The 18,511-nt window shown below is 45.4% G+C and carries 16 protein-coding genes; 10 read left to right on the top strand and 6 right to left on the bottom strand.

Translation table 11 applies throughout. The features are described 5' to 3' along the window. Positions 1-37: 37 nt before the first annotated feature. The 5 genes from GSQ66_RS17580 to GSQ66_RS17560 form a co-directional block, all read right to left on the bottom strand. Entirely contained in the window at positions 38-259 is a 222-nt protein-coding gene (locus GSQ66_RS17580) for a hypothetical protein (protein ID WP_162428653.1), read from the bottom strand. Next, on the bottom strand, positions 228-1,487 hold the full coding sequence (locus GSQ66_RS17575; protein ID WP_262887839.1) for an anti-phage dCTP deaminase: 1,260 nt from the start codon (positions 1,485-1,487) through the stop codon (positions 228-230). Before GSQ66_RS17575 ends, GSQ66_RS17580 begins: the two co-directional genes overlap by 32 nt. A gap of 63 nt (positions 1,488-1,550) precedes the next feature. Continuing rightward, positions 1,551-1,826 (bottom strand): hypothetical protein, encoded by a 276-nt coding sequence (locus GSQ66_RS17570; protein ID WP_162428651.1) that lies wholly within the window; start codon positions 1,824-1,826, stop codon positions 1,551-1,553. Positions 1,827-2,388: 562 nt separating this feature from the next. Then, positions 2,389-3,651, bottom strand: a complete 1,263-nt coding sequence (locus GSQ66_RS17565; RefSeq protein WP_162428650.1) for a Y-family DNA polymerase — start codon at positions 3,649-3,651, stop codon at positions 2,389-2,391. A gap of 3 nt (positions 3,652-3,654) precedes the next feature. After that, positions 3,655-4,110 (bottom strand): LexA family protein, encoded by a 456-nt coding sequence (locus GSQ66_RS17560; protein ID WP_162428649.1) that lies wholly within the window; start codon positions 4,108-4,110, stop codon positions 3,655-3,657. A 924-nt stretch (positions 4,111-5,034) separates the two neighbouring features. On the opposite strand from GSQ66_RS17560, the gene GSQ66_RS17555 reads away from it, so the two are divergent. From GSQ66_RS17555 to GSQ66_RS17510, 10 genes are all read left to right on the top strand, one after another. Next, a complete protein-coding gene (locus tag GSQ66_RS17555; protein ID WP_162428648.1) occupies positions 5,035-6,864 on the top strand; it encodes a M61 family metallopeptidase in 1,830 nt (609 codons plus the stop codon). Between the two features lie 129 nt (positions 6,865-6,993). Beyond that, positions 6,994-7,575, top strand: coding sequence for a BamA/TamA family outer membrane protein (locus GSQ66_RS17550; protein ID WP_162428647.1), 582 nt, complete (start codon positions 6,994-6,996; stop codon positions 7,573-7,575). Between the two features lie 123 nt (positions 7,576-7,698). Beyond that, positions 7,699-8,715 (top strand): MBL fold metallo-hydrolase, encoded by a 1,017-nt coding sequence (locus tag GSQ66_RS17545; RefSeq protein ID WP_162428646.1) that lies wholly within the window; start codon positions 7,699-7,701, stop codon positions 8,713-8,715. 63 nt (positions 8,716-8,778) lie between these two features. After that, on the top strand, positions 8,779-10,248 hold the full coding sequence (locus GSQ66_RS17540; RefSeq protein ID WP_162428645.1) for a sodium:solute symporter: 1,470 nt from the start codon (positions 8,779-8,781) through the stop codon (positions 10,246-10,248). Positions 10,249-10,785: 537 nt separating this feature from the next. Next, positions 10,786-12,603 carry an ABC transporter ATP-binding protein gene (locus tag GSQ66_RS17535; RefSeq protein WP_162428644.1) on the top strand — a complete coding sequence of 606 codons (1,818 nt, stop codon included), beginning with the start codon at positions 10,786-10,788 and terminating at the stop codon, positions 12,601-12,603. 135 nt (positions 12,604-12,738) lie between these two features. Further along, complete coding sequence (locus GSQ66_RS17530; protein WP_238395746.1) at positions 12,739-13,260, top strand: hypothetical protein; 522 nt, start codon at positions 12,739-12,741, stop codon at positions 13,258-13,260. 101 nt (positions 13,261-13,361) lie between these two features. After that, entirely contained in the window at positions 13,362-14,228 is an 867-nt protein-coding gene (locus tag GSQ66_RS17525) for a DUF2911 domain-containing protein (RefSeq protein WP_162428643.1), read from the top strand. Positions 14,229-14,300: 72 nt separating this feature from the next. Further along, complete coding sequence (locus tag GSQ66_RS17520) at positions 14,301-15,224, top strand: class I SAM-dependent methyltransferase (RefSeq protein WP_162428642.1); 924 nt, start codon at positions 14,301-14,303, stop codon at positions 15,222-15,224. A gap of 617 nt (positions 15,225-15,841) precedes the next feature. Further along, positions 15,842-17,308, top strand: coding sequence for an ATP-binding protein (locus tag GSQ66_RS17515; RefSeq protein WP_162428641.1), 1,467 nt, complete (start codon positions 15,842-15,844; stop codon positions 17,306-17,308). A gap of 59 nt (positions 17,309-17,367) precedes the next feature. Beyond that, on the top strand, positions 17,368-17,802 hold the full coding sequence (locus GSQ66_RS17510) for a response regulator (protein WP_162428640.1): 435 nt from the start codon (positions 17,368-17,370) through the stop codon (positions 17,800-17,802). Between the two features lie 24 nt (positions 17,803-17,826). On the opposite strand, the gene GSQ66_RS17505 is transcribed toward GSQ66_RS17510, so the two are convergent. Next, positions 17,827-18,423 carry a ribonuclease HII gene (locus GSQ66_RS17505; RefSeq protein ID WP_162428639.1) on the bottom strand — a complete coding sequence of 199 codons (597 nt, stop codon included), beginning with the start codon at positions 18,421-18,423 and terminating at the stop codon, positions 17,827-17,829. Between the last annotated feature and the right edge of the window lie 88 nt (positions 18,424-18,511).

The raw sequence follows: 18,511 nt of genomic DNA, 5'->3' as shown, positions 1-18,511 counted from the left end.
GTGACCCTGTTTTAACGAAATAGATTATTCCTTATTTTTAGAATGCCTTCACTGAGACTAAAATTTCACTTATATAACTCTTCTTTTTTTCTTTAACATAAGAACAAAGGTTGATAACCTTTCCTTCATAATCCGGCACAACATCTGCTTCTTTAAATGGGGTTATAAAAGAGCAAGCTCCGTACTCAATAATAACATTATCAAATAATGATAGTTGTTGTCCAGTTTTATACTGTTTCTTCACGTTCTTGTATTCCATAGCTTTTTAATGAATGTACAGCTTGAGCCTCTAAAGTTGGAATTGCCTGCAAAGATAATTGCGTCTTCGGTTTAGCAGTAGTTAAATCTTTAATTTTTTTCCCTTTCCCGTCTGCAGATTTACGATTATCATTCATTGAGAAAAACCTCAGGTATCTATTGGGTGCTACCCCATCAAACATCAATATACGAACCTTTGCCTCTTGCGTTTCGTCCTCAGTAATGTCATCAGCATGTAGCTTTGTACATAAACTCTTTTGATATGGCTCAATATAATAAACTTCTTTTATACCTGCAGCAATAATATGTCTCGCACAATTATGACAAGGATAGGTTGTGCAAAACAGTTTCCCACCAACCATTTTATTACCAGTAGATTGAGCACCTACAATTATTGCGTGCATTTCAGCATGTACTGATCTAGAGTATTCTATAAGTCCTTTGATATTTGACTTACGAATAATGTCATATGAATCTTCTCTTTTGGACTCTTCAATTAGACCTTGAGTAACAAGTTCCTCAACTAAGGCCTTAGAAAGAATGTTCTTTTCATCGTCATTAAAACACATTCCATCTGCACCTTTATTCATGCATCTAAAATCAATCGCATCATCTGACTCTTCATCCAATGTCTGATATAAGCCCCCTCCAAACTTCGGCACATCGTTCCAGCCGATTGAAAGTAGTATACCATTGCTATCTGTAATAGAAGCCCCGACTTGCCTAGACAAACATGCTGAATTTCCTGCAGCAGATTTTGCTTTATACATGGCGGTTTCGTTCGGCGTCGGAGTAATGATTTTAGTATCAAAAATCAAATGCAAGTATCTATCAACCCCTCTTTTGACCTTATCTAGACTCGCCTTATTAGCAATTCTGATAAAGAAATCCCCCAATTTGAAGGTATTAATAACCTCTTGTCCATGGTTTAGCTTCCCTCCTGAATCTATAGAAATCAGTTCATCTACCTCTGGCTGGGAAAGACCTCTATCCTTTAGAAACTCCTTCCTTTCTTGTAAAGGGGAAAAAACGCTTATAAAGTAGAATAACTCTCGATAGACACTTCTAAATAACAAGAGCTCCTCTTTGTTTTTTATTGAATCAATAATATAACATTTGCGCCTTCCTGAAAAATCCTCCGGAGTTATTTGCGCTCCACTTGATTTCTCCTTTTTTGCAATATCATATCTTTGCAAAAGAATTTTTTGTATTGCGAATTCAGCAAGTATAGATTTAGAATATTGGCTTCTTAAAGCGTCTCCTTCATCAATTTTGAATAGGTGCTCTGAATATTACTTAGTCTTACCCGCTAATATATTCACCGAGTTAGAGCTATATTGTGATATAAAATCACTTAGTTTAATGATTTCACATTCATAATTATAGTCTTCTTTTAATCTTTTGATTATTGCGTCTATAACTATCTGCCTGTTGGTACCAATAGGTGCACATAAACCTATAACTAGTTCTTCGGAAAACGTATTTTCTACTCTTTGCCTTGTTGTTTTATTCTCTGTGCCTCCATCTACTTGAGCATAAAAGCTGATGACCTTTGCTGCTTCTCCCATATATTTTAAGTTTGTTTTGATTACAATGATCAGCAATTTATACATTATTCTTAAATAGATTACATTCAATTTTATTAATATATATTTTTACCTATTTAAGAAAGGTTAGGAATATTAAATCATTAAGATTTCTACATATACAACATACTGCATGTTATTCTACCTGAAGCAACCCTTGCAACTTCATCTCCATTTCCCTATATTTACTCCTATTTGCTGTTACAACTTTTATAATATTCACCCTTGGAAAATTTTGAACAACTGGAGCGTAGGCTGTGATCTGCCGCTGACCAATTGCGCTCTAACTCGAAGCTGACTTCTACCGAGTACTATATGCCCGTACTGGGCCTTATCTTTCTGCGCCATGCCCCGCTAGCGCGAGCTTGTAGCTCGTGCTTACTATTCCTTAAGCTTTTATAGTTCTGGGTAACTACACTTACTCATTTTATACTTTGTTGAAAATCTAAGTCTTGCGACAAGGCACGAGCTGCAAGCTCGCGCCAGCAAACAGAACTTAACAGAGAAACAACTTATTAATTTGCAATTCGCGAATCACAAATCTCTACCCCACTTTAAGCAACCCACTCAAATCCGTAGTATAGCACGCCGAGATATGCTCTTCTTTTAGCTGCCACTTTTTACTGGTACCCTGCACGCCATACTTCACGAACTTATTGCCATACCTTTCGCGTAGGTCGTCGAGGACGTGCATTAGTTTGGTGTCACGTTCGGTGTTTTGGCTGCTGAGTAACGAGAGCTGTACCTGGTTGGCTGGAACTATATCAGTAACTATAACGCCTGCTTTTTTATACTGCAGGCCGGGGCGGTAGAGCTGTTTCAGGGCTTTGGTGGCGTGGCGGAGCAGGTCGAGCTCGCTGCTGGTGGGGCTGTCGAGTTTTATAGTTCGGCTATAGTAGTAATGTTGCTCGGTAAAGCGGTTCGTCATCAGGAAAACGGTGATCACGCCGGCACACGACTTTTGCTTGCGCAGCTTCATAGCACAACGCACGGTGTGTGTGGCCAGAGCTTCTTCCAGGTCGGTTAGTTCGGTTAATGTTTCGCCGAAGCTGCGCGATGTGCAGATGTTTTGCTTGGCTGGTGGCATATGCTCCAACTCCATACACGACTCTCCGCGCAGTTCTTTTACCGTACGCAGCCCCACTACGGTCAGGTGCTTTTTAGCGAAGGCGTCGGTCACGTTACGCAGGTCCCAGGCAGTGTGTATGCCCAGGCCGGCCAGTTTAGTGGCGTAGCGCCGGCCGATACCCCAAACACTTCCTACGTCGGTTCTTTTCAGTGCAGCCTCTATATGCCGCTCGTCTGTCAGCACCAACACCCCATTCGCTTTCTCGGATTTTTTAGAGATGCGGTTCGCTACTTTAGCCAGAGTCTTGGTAGCAGCCACGCCTACGGCTACTGGTATGCCCGTCCACTGCTGCACGGTTTGTTTTATAGTTTTAGCATACTCCTGCAGGTCTACTTTATAGAAATCACCCAAATCCAGGAAGCTTTCATCTATAGAGTAGACTTCCAGGTTAGGCGTAAACTGCTGCAGCGTCTCTACCACCCTCCGCGACATATCCCCATACAGCTCATAGTTAGAACTGAACACGGCCACACCATCCTTCTCAAGCTGTGGCCGTGCCTGAAAGTAGGGAGTACCCATTTTTATGCCCAAGGCTTTGGCTTCGTTGCTGAGCGCTATAATGCAGCCATCGTTATTCGAAAGCACCACCACCGGCTTGTCATTGAGCGCAGGATTAAACACGCGCTCGCAGCTCGCATAAAAGTTATTACAATCTACTATAGCAAACAGCGATGTCATGGCTTACTTAAACTTTTTGATCACGCCCACCACAACACCCCAGATATGGCCACCATCTTCCCTATCTATTTTTATAGTTTCATAGTTAGGATTTTCGGGTTGCAGGTAAGTACCGTCTCTCCGGAACAGGACCCGCTTAATGGTAAATTCGCCATCCACAAAAGCCAGTACGATATTTCCGGTAATCGCCTTAACAGATCGATCTATTACGGCAAGATCACCTGATTCAATATGCGCTCCTATCATGGAGTCGCCTTCTACGCGCGCCAAGAACGTAGCCGTGGGGTTCTCTGAGATATATTTATTCAGGTCAATCGGGTCAGCAGAATAATCGGCAGCGGGGCTCGGGAAACCGGCCCGTACAGTGGTTCCAAACAACAATAGTTTATCATCCGCCTCTTCTGCGATACTATACAGCCCCGGCTGCCATTGACTTATAGGTATCACTTTAGTTTCCATATGCATTTGCTTTACGAACAAAATTAGCAAAAGCTATATAGAAAGCTAAAATATTTAGCATTATTGATAAAATAAAGATGTGTTGTGAAGTTTAAATGTGCCTCACGCTCATCTTTGCCTAAAGCAGGGAATTTTCAGGCCTTTGATATAGTAGGAGTATAGTTCTATAGTTGCTGTTTTAACCCACCCCTGCCCCCTCCCGAGAGGGGAATTTCGGCTGCTGCTATAGTTGGTGGCTATCGTTTTATAGTTGCCGTTTGTCATCCCCCTGCCCCCTTCAAAGGGGACTTTCTGCTACTGCTTTTTCAACTTGTCATTTCGACGAAAGGAGAAATCTGAGTTTGCTATAGTTGCAGCCTGTCGAGCGGACAGGTCGCGACCTGTCCCTACGAAACTACAGCCACGATAAAGCGATGCAACTATAACTTTCAAACCATAGACAAAAGTAACTATGTGAAAGATCGCAGTCTTTGGGTTGAGCGCCTTTGCTTTGTTGCGGTGCCGTCAGGCAACCCGAGGTACGAGGGTAGCAAGAAAGCAGCAGCGCGATGCCCGAAGACGTGGCCTCCCGGCCGTGAGGGCACCAAAGCTAATTTGAAACTGTAGGCAAGTAGAGCTCCCAGGAGTAAAGAAGGCTATGGAAGTAAAGGCTTGGTTTGAATAGTAGAGTAGCAAACTATAGCATTCAGATTTCTCCTAACGTCGAAATGACAAAAGAGAAACTATAGGATATATAAGATTCCTCACAGCTATGCTGGCTCTCTTCGACTCGCGTCTCAAGAATGTTCGAAATAACAAAAGAAGAACTATAGGACAAATAAGCTCCTTCAACTTCCCCCAGGATGACAGAAACAGAAACTATATCCTCCATTTGTGTACCTACATCCTTCTCCTTATCTTTCAATCAACTAAACACAACACCACATGCTATCTAAAATCTATAGTTTACTTGCAACACTACTCCTGACAATACCGCTTAGCGCGCAGCAAAAAGTAGCCTATAACCTGTCGTTTCCGAATGCAGTGCACCACGAAGCAGAAATTAGTGTTACTTTTTCTGGCATTGCAACTGACACGCTGGAAGTATTGATGAGCCGTAGCTCGCCGGGACGTTATGCCTTGCACGAGTTTGCAAAGAACGTTTACAGTGTAAAAGCTACCGACAATCAGGGCAACCTACTTAAAATCTGGAAAGCAACACCGCACCAGTGGAACATAACCGGCCATAAGGGCACTGCAACTATAACCTATACCCTGTTCGGCGACCACGCGGACGGAACTTACGCGGGGATAGATGAAACGCATGCCCACCTGAACATGCCGGCTACTTTAATGCATGCTACAGCGTTTGACAAAGTACCGGCACAGGTTACATTCAACATCCCCCAGAACAGCAACTGGAAAGTAGCCACCCAACTGAAACACGAACAAGGCAATACCTATTCTGCTCCAAACTTCCAGTATCTGATGGATAGCCCTGCCGAGTTAAGCAACTATGATCTTGCCGAATGGACTATACAGGAAAACGGAAAACCAAGGACCATACAGGTTACACTGCACCATACCGGTACAAAAGAACAGTTTAACGAATACGTCCGGAAAACGCAGAAAATTGTAGCAGAACAGCGTGCTGTTTTTGGTGAATTACCCGACTTCGATTTTGGACGCTATACCTTTATTGGCTGCTATATGCCGCAAACAAACGGCGATGGCATGGAGCACCGCAACTCAACTATAGTTACCAGTTCACAGCCACTTGCCAAAGCCATGACAGGCCAACTGAATACCGTGTCGCATGAGTTTTTCCATGCCTGGAACGTAGAGCGCATCCGCCCGAAGAGCCTGGAGCCATTTAACTTTCAGGAAGCCAATATGAGTGAGGCCCTGTGGCTGGCTGAAGGCTTTACAAGCTATTACGGCGACCTGACCATGCCACGCAGCGGTATCATCAGTATAAAAGACTTTACCGACGGACTTACCGGTGACCTGAATTATGTGCTGCTTTCGCCGGGCCGCCAATACCATAGTTTGGTTGAGATGAGCAAACAGGCTCCTTTTGTGGATGCCGCCCGTTCCGTTGACGCTGTAAACCGTCACAATACATTTATTTCTTACTACACCTATGGCAGCATGCTCGGGCTAAGCCTGGACATGACGCTTCGCCAGAACTATAGCAAAACACTGGACGATTATATGCAGGCGCTGTGGCGAAAGTATGGCCAACCTGAGAAACCGTATATTTTAGCAGACCTGCAGGAAACGCTGGCCGAAGTAAGCGGCGACAAAGCCTGGGCTGCAAAAGTGTTCAGCAACTATGTAAACGGAAGCGAGCTGCCTGACTTTGCACCTCTGCTGGCTCAGGCCGGACTGGAGCTTCGCAAAGCAAAACCGGGCGTAGCTACGTTGGGCATCGGTGGATTTGAGTTTACAAAAAATGGTGCTGTTATCAACTATGGCACCGCAGTTACGTCTCCGGCATACAAAGCAGGACTAGACAGAGCCGATATAATTGTAAGCCTGGATACCAGGAAGATAAGAAGCGAAAAGGACCTGAAAAAAGTAATGGACAAACATAAACCGGGAGATACTATTCCAGTTACCTATAGCAGCCGTGGCACCACGCATAACGCAACTATAACGTTGGGTGAAGTTCCTGCTCTTGAAGTGGCGCTTTACGAGAACATCGGTAAGGAACTTACTCCAGCCATACAGCAGTTCCGAAACAAGTGGCTTGGCTCGCAGGTTAAACAGTAAGTCTGAACTATAGTTACCGGTATTTAAAAGGCAAACTATAACATCCGCCTGTTGTTACCGTTATGATAAGTACTTGTTTTTAACAGGCGTAAGTTTTACCTTAGTACCTATAATCTGAAGATATACTACGTGAAAATAGCAGTTAAAATAGTAATGGTTTGCCTGATGTGCTTTGCCGGAAACGCCATGGCACAGGCACCTGTAAAAGCAACTACAGATGCTTTGCCAGCCACACCGCGCCTTAGCTACAACCTGAACCTGGGAGCCAGCTACAACAGCTATTTCGGGGCCAGCACCTATGTGCAGCCAACTGCCCGCTACCAGGTTACAGACCGCTTCAGGGGGTATGCCAGCTTTACTTATGTAAGCTCCATGCCGCGCAACTATGCCTTTACTACCGAGGGAGGAACTGTAGTTCGTCGTTCGCAGGGCAACAGCCAGTACATAGTTAGTGTAGGCGGCGATTACCTGGTAAATGATCGTTTGATCCTGAGCGGAAACGTTTGGAAGGACCTGTCGAATATGCCACAGGAACTGGGGGCGTACAACAACTATAACTACATGGGCCGCCAGGGCGCCGATTTCAGTGCAACTTACAAGATAAGCGATAAGTTTTCGGTTTCGGGTGCAGTTCGCTACACAGATGGCGCCTCGCCGTACTATAATCCGTACTATAATTCAGGTTTCGGACACAGCCCGTTCGGATATTAACACAAGATTTTATACATTTTAAAAAACGCTTTCCCGGCAACAGGAGAGCGTTTTTTATTGCCACTTTTTAACCCAAACTGTGCAATTATAGTTATAGTATACCATCATCAAACGTTTATAGACTTGCAGAACAAGGAACCTAAAGTAAGGCACATCAACAACCCGAAGCTGGAAACTATAAAACCAGGCTACAAAGGCAACAAGATCATACGCAACCAGTTTGCAAACGGCGACGAACTATACAATCCCGATTTCAGCAACGTGATCCGCTGGAAACTCTCCGGTAACCCACAAAAAGCAGAAAAGAAAGCCGACACCTATACGCCACCTGTAGTTACAGACAGCAACTTTATACATGCCGATGAGGACATGATCGTGTGGCTTGGGCATGCTACTTTTTTTATACGACTACAGGGCATAACTTTTCTCATCGACCCGATTTTGTATGATCTGCCGCTGATAAAACGCCGGGTTTGCCTGCCCTGCGCGCCCGAAGAGCTGAAGAACATTGATTTTGTAATGCTCTCCCACGCCCACCGCGATCACCTGGATATAAAGTCGCTGCGCACTGTTTGCCGCAGCAACCCTAACTTAAAAGTGCTGGCCCCGCTACACGCAGGCAGCCTTATCCGGAGTGCCAGCAAACACCTGCCTTACCAGGAAGCCGGCTGGTACCAGCGCTACGACATCGTCCCGGACCATCTCGAAATTTATTTTGTTCCGGCATCGCACTGGCATCGTCGCGGCCTTTTCGATATGAACACGGTGCTGTGGGGCGGCTTTATCATCAAAACAAAAGAACAAACCATATACTTTGCCGGCGACACTGGTTTTAACGGCCATTTTGAGGAGATGCAGGAAACGTTTGGCCCGCTGGATATTTGCATTATGCCTGTAGGCGCGTATAAACCTACTTTTATGATGCAGAAAAGCCACCTGAACCCGAACGAGGCTGTGCGGGCGTACAACATTCTGCGTGGCGGCACTTTTATACCCATGCACTATGGCACGTTCGACTTATCGGATGAGCCGGCAAGCGAGCCGGTGCGGTTACTGCAACAGATTGCTGCTGCCGGCCTGATCAGTGGCTTAAAAATACCCGCCATCGGCGAACCGTTACTGCTTCGCGATCTGGCCTAAACTCTAACTACTATAGCGTTATAGTTTTGCTATATTTGTGGTTTACATCTAACAGACAGCCTTATGTCTTCTACCCTTATTATAAGCCTGATTATTGGCTACTTCCTTATTCTGATCACTATTTCCTGGTTCACGAGTAAGAACACCGACTCCGATACCTTTTTCCTGGCAAACCGACAGTCGCCGTGGTACATTGTGGCCTTTGGCATGATCGGCACTTCGCTTTCGGGGGTAACGTTTGTGTCAATTCCGGGGATGGTGCAGAATGCGCAGTTCTCTTACCTGCAACTGGTTTTAGGTTACCTGCTGGGCTATTTTGTAATTGCCACGGTGCTGATGCCACTGTACTATAGGTTAAATTTAGTATCTATTTACACGTACCTGGAGCAACGTTTTGGGTACTGGTCTTACAAAACCGGAGCGGCTTTCTTCCTGCTTTCGCGCACGCTGGGGGCTTCTATCCGCTTGTTTCTGGTAGCAGGTGTGCTGCAGTTAGCGGTATTCGATGATCTGGGTGTTCCGTTTGCCGTTTCGGTTATGATAACGATAGCGCTGATCTGGGTTTATACGTTCCGGGGTGGCATGAAAACCATTATCTGGACCGACACTTTCCAGACTACGGCCATGCTGATCGCGGTTGTTACCACCATCTGGCTTATTTCGGATGAACTGAACATGGGCTTCCAGGGGATGGTCGAGAGTGTGCAGAACAGCAAGTACTCGCAGGTGTTTTTCTGGGATGTAAAAGACAGCAAATATTTTCTGAAGCAGTTCTTTTCAGGTGCCTTTATAGCTATCGTTATGACTGGCCTGGACCAGGATATGATGCAGAAGAATCTGAGCTGCAAAAACATTGGCGAAGCCCAGAAAAACATGTTCTGGTTCAGCATTATACTGGTGTTTGTAAACCTGCTCTTCCTTACGCTGGGAGCATTGCTTTACATTTACGCGAACTCTAAAGGCATAACCCTGCCGGCCAAAGGCGATGATGTGTTCCCGTTCCTGGCGCTTAACCACTTCACGCCATTCCTGGGCATTGTGTTTATTCTGGGCATTATTGCCATAACCTACGCCTCCGCCGACTCTGCGCTTACGGCTCTCACAACATCCTTCTGTGTCGACTTCCTGAACTTTAGTGAACGTTCGGAGCACGAGCGCGTACGTTTACGCTACATTGTACACTTCGGGGTTTCAGTAGTGATGGTGCTGGTCATTATTGCCTTTGATATTCTGAACTCTGAAAGTGTGATAACGGCTGTATTTAAAGTGGCAGGTTATACCTATGGGCCATTGCTTGGTCTCTACACTTTCGGGCTTTATACGAAACGCGCCATCCGCGACAGGTTTGTACCGGCCATCTGTATCATTGCTCCAATTCTCACTTACATCATCAGTTATAATTCTGTAGAGTGGCTGTATGGGTACGAGTTCGGCTTTGAAGTGCTGATCCTGAATGGCTTCCTGACCTTTGTAGGTTTATTCGCCATCTCATCCGGCAAAACAGACGATCTGGAGCTGGCGCAGGGAAAATAGTTTAGGAGTTAAAGAGTTTACAGTTAATTGTAGAGACGCAATACCTTGCGTCTTGTCAGCAACGAAGCTAAGCCGAGTGATGCTTTGATGGCCTGAGCAGCGGCATATAGTCATTAAGCTTGTCATATACATGGCGCGAGTGTCTGGCTATAGTTGGGCCTCTGGCTCAGTTGAGTTACAAACGCAACATCATAGTTAGGCACGAGTTACAAACCCGCGCCAGCAAAAAGCATTTAAGTTATAGTGCTAAACTATAGTGTCGAATCTGTGAAATAAATGGGCGGGACCTCCAACTATAGTTCGTAACTATCGTCCTCGCTCGCGCCATAGTTGACCTCCAACTTTCTAACTTGTTAACTTCCTGACTTCATTAACTCTTCCCTCCTAAACTCTTAAACTATAAATTACGCTTTATTGCTTACCTTTGCAGCATTATAAATTGGGTAACTTTAAACCTGAGCAAAAGGTATCAGTTAAAACCAATCCGGCTACCTTACTATAGGGGCTTTTCAAAATTAAGTAACGCACAGTACATTAATGGCAAAACGCGGATTCGGGCAAACAGGAGCGCAGGACGGCGAAGAAAGAAAGAAGATCACAAAGGAAAACTTTCAACGCGGGCTCCGCATTTTCAGCTACGTATTACCTTATAAATTCAAATTTATAGTTGGGCTTGGGTTCCTGCTGTTCTCCAGCCTTACGTTTATGGCTTTTCCATACCTGGTAGGTCAACTCTTCGATTCTGCAACGGGCAACTCTACAGGCATCTTGTCAAACATCAACGTTATAGCTATGGGCTTGTTTGGTGTTATTTTACTGCAGGGCATTTTCTCATTTTTCAGGGTGTACTTTTTTGCGCAGGTAAGCGAGAATGCTGTAGCCGATATCCGCAGAGATCTGTACAGCAAATTCATGCAGTTGCCGATCTCCTTTTATGAGAAGCGCCGTGTAGGGGAAATTACCAGCCGCATTACAACCGATGTTGCACAGGTGCAGGATGCCATGTCTATCACGCTGGCAGAGCTTTTCAGGCAGTTTACCACGCTTATAGTTGGTGTCATCATCATCATGTGGACGTCCATTAAGCTGTCGCTGTTTATGCTGGCTACTTTTCCGGTGCTTATAGTGCTGGCTATGGTCTTTGGCCGCAGAATTAAAACGCTCTCCAAAAAAACGCAGGACGAACTGGCAAACACCAATGTTATAGTTGAAGAAACGCTGCAGGCCATAAACACGGTAAAAGCCTTTACAAACGAAATGTTTGAAGTAAACCGCTACCGTACTACCCTGGCAAAAGCAGTTAGAACAGCTATAACTACAGCAAATTATCGTGGCGCCTTCATCTCGTTCATCATCATTGGCCTTTTTGGCGGCATAATACTGGTTATCTGGTATGGCGCTACACTGGTAGCGAACGGCGATATTAACCAGGGCGATTTGGTTTCATTTGTGTTGTATACCGCCTTTATCGGGGCATCTGTGGGTGGACTCGGCGAACTATACGGTAAGGTTCAGTCAGCCTTAGGTGCCACAGAACGCATATTAGAGATACTGCAGGAACAGGAAGAACCAACCGATAAAAGCCTTCGGGCGCTAAGCCAGGTAGCACGCGTGCAGGGCAATATCACGTATCAGAACGTAGCTTTCTCCTACCCTACCCGCCCGGATATCCAGGTACTGAAAGATATCAGCTTTGAAGCACGTGCCGGCGAAAAAGTAGCTGTAGTTGGACCAAGTGGTGCCGGTAAGTCAACTATAATACAGCTGCTGATGCGCTTTTACGATGTGCAGGGCGGCAGCATCACCGTAGATGGCAAAGACCTGCGCAACATGGACCTGACCACGCTTCGTGGAAACATTGGTATTGTGCCACAGGAAGTATTGCTGTTTGGCGGAACTATAAAAGAAAACATTGCTTATGGCCGCCCGGAAGCTACAGAGGCTGAAATAATTGAAGCTGCCAGAAAAGCCAATGCCTATAATTTTATCGAGTCGTTCCCGGAAGGGCTGGATACGCTGGTTGGCGAACGCGGCATAAAACTATCGGGCGGACAGCGCCAGCGTGTGGCTATTGCCCGCGCTATCCTTAAAAACCCTGCTATTCTAATACTGGACGAAGCAACCAGTTCGCTGGACTCAGAATCGGAGCAACTGGTACAGCAAGCCATGGATGTGCTGATGAAAGACAGAACCACGATCATCATTGCACACCGCCTGGCAACTATAAGAAAGGCAGATAAGATATTGGTGATTGATGGCGGCGAGATTGTGGAAGAGGGCTCGCATGAGCAGCTTTCTGCAAACGACAACGGCATTTACGCCAACCTGCTCAGGCTACAGTTTGAGCTCAGCTAACGTTTCTTATTGATTCCTCAAAAACCTGCCGGAGCTTCCCCGGCAGGTTTTTTTATTCTCCAACATACTTAATATTATATTTTTCGTATGTTCGATGCAAATTCACAACTATAGTTAACGGTTAGCCGCTTCTAGATGCATTTCAACCTTTTTCGCGCTTTTATAGTCTTCCTGCTGCTGCAAGTTCCCTTTATAGTTCATGCGCAGGAGTTCACACAAAACATTCGGGCCAAACTATCGCTTTATCTGGAGGTCGGGGGCAATTCCGACAGTTATTCTATAAACTTCGACCATATTTTATACCAGCAGGACGCCTGGAAGGGCGGATTAAGAGCAGGCCTGGGCACCAACCTGTTTTTTATGGAAGAGGAGCCCGGCGTATACCCGGTAGTACCGATTGAAGCTTACGCTATGGTTGGGAAAGCCCGCAACCATTTCGAATTTGGCCTGGGATATACCAAACGCTTTACCGATGCCCCTGAGTTGTTGCAGAACATGTACTTTGCAAGGTTAGGATTCCGGTACCAGGTACCCAAAGGCGGCTTGCTGGTGCGGGCAGGGCTTACACCTTTTATTTCGCCGGAGGGCAGAGATGAGAAAACCGGCAGTTTAGCCCTGGTACCACGTTTCGGGTTAAGCATAGGGCGCAGCTGGTAAACAATAGTTGCAGCAAACAGGCGGGAATTAAACTTTAAAGGCAACTTAATTTTGACTAATTTCACGTACCAAACTATAATCTTCCAATAAAATATAAACTCATGAAAAAGACACTTATCGGCTTAGCATTTTCTGCGGCCATGCTACTTGGCACAAGTACAGTACAAGCCCAGATCGAAATTCCTGCTGCCAGCCCTGCTGCCTCTGTTACCCAGAAAGTTGGCTTAACTGATGTTTCCATTTCTTACTCGCGCCCGTCGCTGAAAGGCCGTACGTTTGGCAAAGATGTAGCAAACTATGGCGAAATGTGGAGAACAGGCGCCAACAGCCCGACCCTGATCAAATTCAACGACGACATAACGATACAGGGCAATAAGGTACCTGCCGGCGAGTATGTACTGATGAGCATTCCGGCCCAAAACGAGTGGACCATAATCCTGCACAAGAACAAAGAGCTTTGGGGCAACAACGATGCAAAATACGACAAAGCAAATGATCAGCTTCGTTTTACTGTAAAGCCGCAAACCAACCCGCGGACTATAGAATCCTTTACCATTAACTTCGCTAACCTGAAAAACAACAGCGCTGACGTTGAGTTACTATGGGGCAAGGAGATCGCCAGCTTTACCATTACCACTGACGTGGATAGCAAAGTAATGGCCCAGATTCAGGAGAAAGTAGTAAACGGAAAAGAGATATCGCCAAACATGTATGCGGCAGCTGCATCGTACTACCTGAGTGCCAACAAAGATATGAAGCAGGCGCTGGAGTGGATGAAAAAAGCCAATGCGAAAGATGCTAAATTCTGGAACCTGCATGCACAGGCTAAAATCCAGGCTAATTTAAAAGACTACAAAGGCGCTATAAAAACCGCAGAACAGTCAATAGAACTAGCTAAGAAAGCAAACAACCCGGAATATGTACGTATGAATGAACAGGCCATTGCAGAGTGGAAAAAAATGAAGTAATACCTGTTTAGCAAGATATCATAAGCCTCTGCCCTGGCAGGGGCTTATTTTTTATATTTAACCAAACTATAGTTGAGAGAGCAAGACGAAAAACAACATTCAGAAGAACACCTGGGCCCTGCCCGCGAATACTGGTGGAACGACGACTACCTGGAACTGCTGGCTCAGCGCCTGCACTTACCCTACTGCCAGACTTTAGTAGATATTGGCTGCGGCAAAGGCATGATGGGCTTTAAGTTCTCGAAATACATGCCCGATGGCAGCAACGTAATAGGCGTAGACTATGAACCGGGTTACATAGCAGAGGCGCAGCAGCGCGCGCACAGCCAGTTCGGCCATAACGAGATCAACTATAAATTCAGCGTAGGCAACGCTACCGACATTCCCTTGCCCGATAATATTGCTGATATTACCCTTTGCCAGACCTTACTGATACATGTTAAAAACCCGCAACGTGTAATTCAGGAAATGATACGTGTTACCAAACCGGGTGCCTGGGTAGTTGCCCTGGAGCCCAATAACCTGGTGCCCAACCTGATGTTTGACCGTTACGGCGAAACCGATTTTAACGTGGAGGGCATGCTGGATGTGCTGGAAATAAAGCTCCGCATCGAGAAAGGCAAAAAGAACCTGGGCGAAGGCTTTAACTCGCTGGGCGATGTAGTTCCGGACCTGTTCCTGAAAGCCGGCCTGCGCGACATTAAAGTCTGGATATCGGATAAAGCGCTTTCTATTATACCACCTTACGATACACAGGAAAAGATTCTGCGTGTGGAGCAAATGATGCAATGGATAGAGACCGAAGCCATGGGCTACGACTACCAGGACAACCTGAATTACTACATGGCCGGCGGCGGCGAAAAAGATAAATTTGATGCCTACTGGGAAAAGCTGCTCTACAACAAAATAACCATGAAGCAGAAACTGCTGAACGAGGAATATGTATCGGCAGGCGGTAGTTTGGTTTATATAGTTGCCGCCCAGAAGCCGCGGTAAATACATAACTTAACTATAGCTGTTAACTATAAACACGTAGCCTGTCAGGCCTTTACAAAAACTATAGTTTATAGTCCGGACCAAACCCGAGTTTAAACTATAGCAACTTTTTAGTATTTTATCTGCCCTGGTTTCACGCCCTTGCCGTGTGTTTTCACCAGCAAGTATAAAAGCCAGGCCATTGAATTGTCGGTAAAAACACCAATAACGGCCCGACTATAACCAGATTTACCAAAGCTATAAATCCACATACTGCCAGGCTTTCTCAGTAACTATAGTTTATAGTTTAACGCACGGTTAACTATAAACTATAGCTGCAGTTAGCATTTCAGTTTCTATCAATTAAAAAAGAATGCAATTTATTTTAACTATAACTGTAACCCCAAGACTATAGCAACGTACATAACGGACACTGTTTTTAGCCAAACCAAACAAGATCATGCATTTCTACCCGCACCTATATCATAAATTACAACTTTCTGCATACCCCCAGGGCCGTAAGGTCACCGAAAACTTTATCCTATAATTCTTATATTTGTTCAACAGCCTTTTCCGCACCCTTTTTGGGCTGCTATTCTGTTGATTACCAGATATAACGCAGAAAGTAAATCTCTTACATGAAATTATCTGTAAAGCTGTTTGTCGGATTCCTGCTAATCTCGGCACTGTTCACAGCTGTGGCTATAGTTAACTTCCGGCTCTCGGAAGATGTAAATGCGAACTCAGACTGGGTAACACGCTCACAGGAGGTGGTGCGTAATTCAGCATCCCTGCAACGTAACATTATTGATATGGAAACCGGTATCAGGGGCTTTCTGCTGAACGGTAACGAAACTTTCCTGATCCCTTACACCCAGGCAAAAGAACAAATGCCGGCTCTTTTTAAAGGTTTATCGGAATACACAACCTATACAAAAGAGCAAAGACAGAAGCTGAAGCATATTACAGGCATGCAGAAGCGCTGGGAAATAAATTATGCTGAGCCACTGATTAAAATTACAAGGGCAGACCTGGCCGATAGTACCCTAACAGATATAACTGCAAATGTAGAGACCCTGCTGATGGGAGAAAAAACCTTGATGGACTCACTACGTGTTGCCTTCAGGGATTTTAATGCCTACGAATACAGAGTGCGCGCAGACCGGCTTACCCGCCTTAACAGCAGCATTGAGAACACCCGCCAGGTATCAACTATACTAACTATAATCTCTGTAGTGCTGGGCTTAAGCTGGGCGTACTATATTACCCGCCTTATTACAGGCCGTATCATGATAATGGTAAACCTGGCCGATAAGATCTCGAAGGGAGAATATAAAACGCAGATAATTGATACAGCCAATGATGAGCTAAGTATGCTCTCGCGCTCCCTTAATATGATGGCTGCCACTATTGACGAGACATTCTCGGAACTGGACAGGAAAAACAAAGAACTGGACCAGTTTGCCTATGTGGTATCGCATGACCTGAAAGCACCCTTGCGTGGCATAGAAGTAGCGTCGAGATGGGTAGAGGAAGACATGGGGCGTAGCCTGCCTGACAATGTAAAAGAGTACCTGGTAATGATGCGGGCCAGGGTGCACCGCATGGAAAACTTAATTAATGGTATACTGGCCCTTGCGCGAATTGGCCGTACAACCCTGATCGAGGAAAAAGTAGTGGTTTACGAACTGTTGCAGGAAACTATAGATCTGCTCTCTTTACCTGATAATTTTAAAGTAACCATACCTGATAATCTGCCTGTTTTGTATACGGCGCGCGTACAGTTACAACAGGTTTTCTCGAACCTGATCAGTAATGCTGCAAAGTATAACGACAAAGAGCAAGGCAGCATAACTATAGGTTGCCAGGAGGGCGATGAGTTTTATACGTTCTCCGTTACCGACAATGGCCCTGGCATAGATAAAGACTACCATGAGCGCATTTTTGTAATTTTCCAGACTTTACAGGAAAGAGATGCTGTGGAAAGTACTGGAGTGGGCCTGGCCATCGTTAAGAAGATTGTGGAGTGGCAGGGAGGCACCATCCGGATTGACTCTGAACCGGACCATGGTTCAACTTTTACATTTACTTGGCCTAAAAAATAGAAGTTAAGCCCGGGATTTCCTACTTTTGTAATTGAGCACCCTATTTACATTTTTAAATAATGAGTGAAAAAATATTAAATATCCTTTTAGTTGAAGATGACTATCTGGATATTATGAATGTAGAGCGAGAGCTTAAAAAGATTGGATTAACACAACCGCTGCACGTAGCGCGCAATGGCCGCGAGGCTCTGAAAATGCTGCGTGGAGAAGGCGTGCCTAGAATTACCCCTGCACCTAAAGTTATACTGCTGGATATAAATATGCCGAAGATGAACGGCATGGAGTTCTTAACAGAGTTGCGTCATGATCCTGAATTCAGTCATATTCCTGTTTTTATTATGACCACGTCTAATGAAGAAACAGACCGTATGGCCGCTCAAAAGTTACAGGTATCCGGTTATATCCTAAAGCCTTTGTCGTTCGAGAACTTCGACAATAACTTATCGTCGTTGGATAGCTTTAGTCTTTTCCTGGATCTGATCAAGCTTAAATAACGCCAAACTATAGTTACCATCTGCTTAAACCGCGCTCAGCGGTTCAGGCAGCAGGGTAAAAGAATGACGGTGGTGGTGAGTGGGCCCGTATGTTGCGATGGCACGGCGATGCTCTGCTGTAGGGTAGCCTGCATTCCGTTCCCAGCCATACTCGCTAAATTCTACGGCCAACTGCTCCATCAGGTCATCGCGGTTTGTTTTAGCCAGCACCGATGCCGCCGCGATAGACAAATACTTTCCGTCTCCTTTCACGATACAACTATGCGGCACAGCGCCATATGGTTTAAAGCGGTTCCCATCAACTATAAGGTATTCTGCTGTGTGGGTAAGGGCAGCTATAGCCCGGTGCATGGCCAGGTATGTTGCCTGCAGTATATTTATCTCATCAATTTCAGTCGGCGAGGCCTCTCCTACTGCCCAGGCCACAGCATCCTGCAACACATCTTTGCGCAGGAGTTCGCGCTGCTTTTTATTTAGCTGCTTGGAGTCGTTGAGTAACTGGTGCTTATAGCCAGGGGGCAGAATAACCGCCGCTGCAACTACAGGCCCGGCCAAACAGCCACGCCCTGCTTCATCTATACCAGCTTCCAGAACTGTACCGCTAAATGTTGAGAGTAACATAACCTATAACTATGCGCCTGTTATACTTGCCTGAAACACAAAACTACTAAAAAAAGCTCCACGCTCATTGCTATAATTATCCAAAGTA

Origin of the sequence: Pontibacter pudoricolor (assembly GCF_010092985.1) — a bacterium.
GTDB lineage: Bacteria > Bacteroidota > Bacteroidia > Cytophagales > Hymenobacteraceae > Pontibacter > Pontibacter pudoricolor.
The sequence above is the reverse complement of the archived record's forward strand: the minus strand, read 5'-3'. Positions and strand labels throughout refer to the sequence as shown.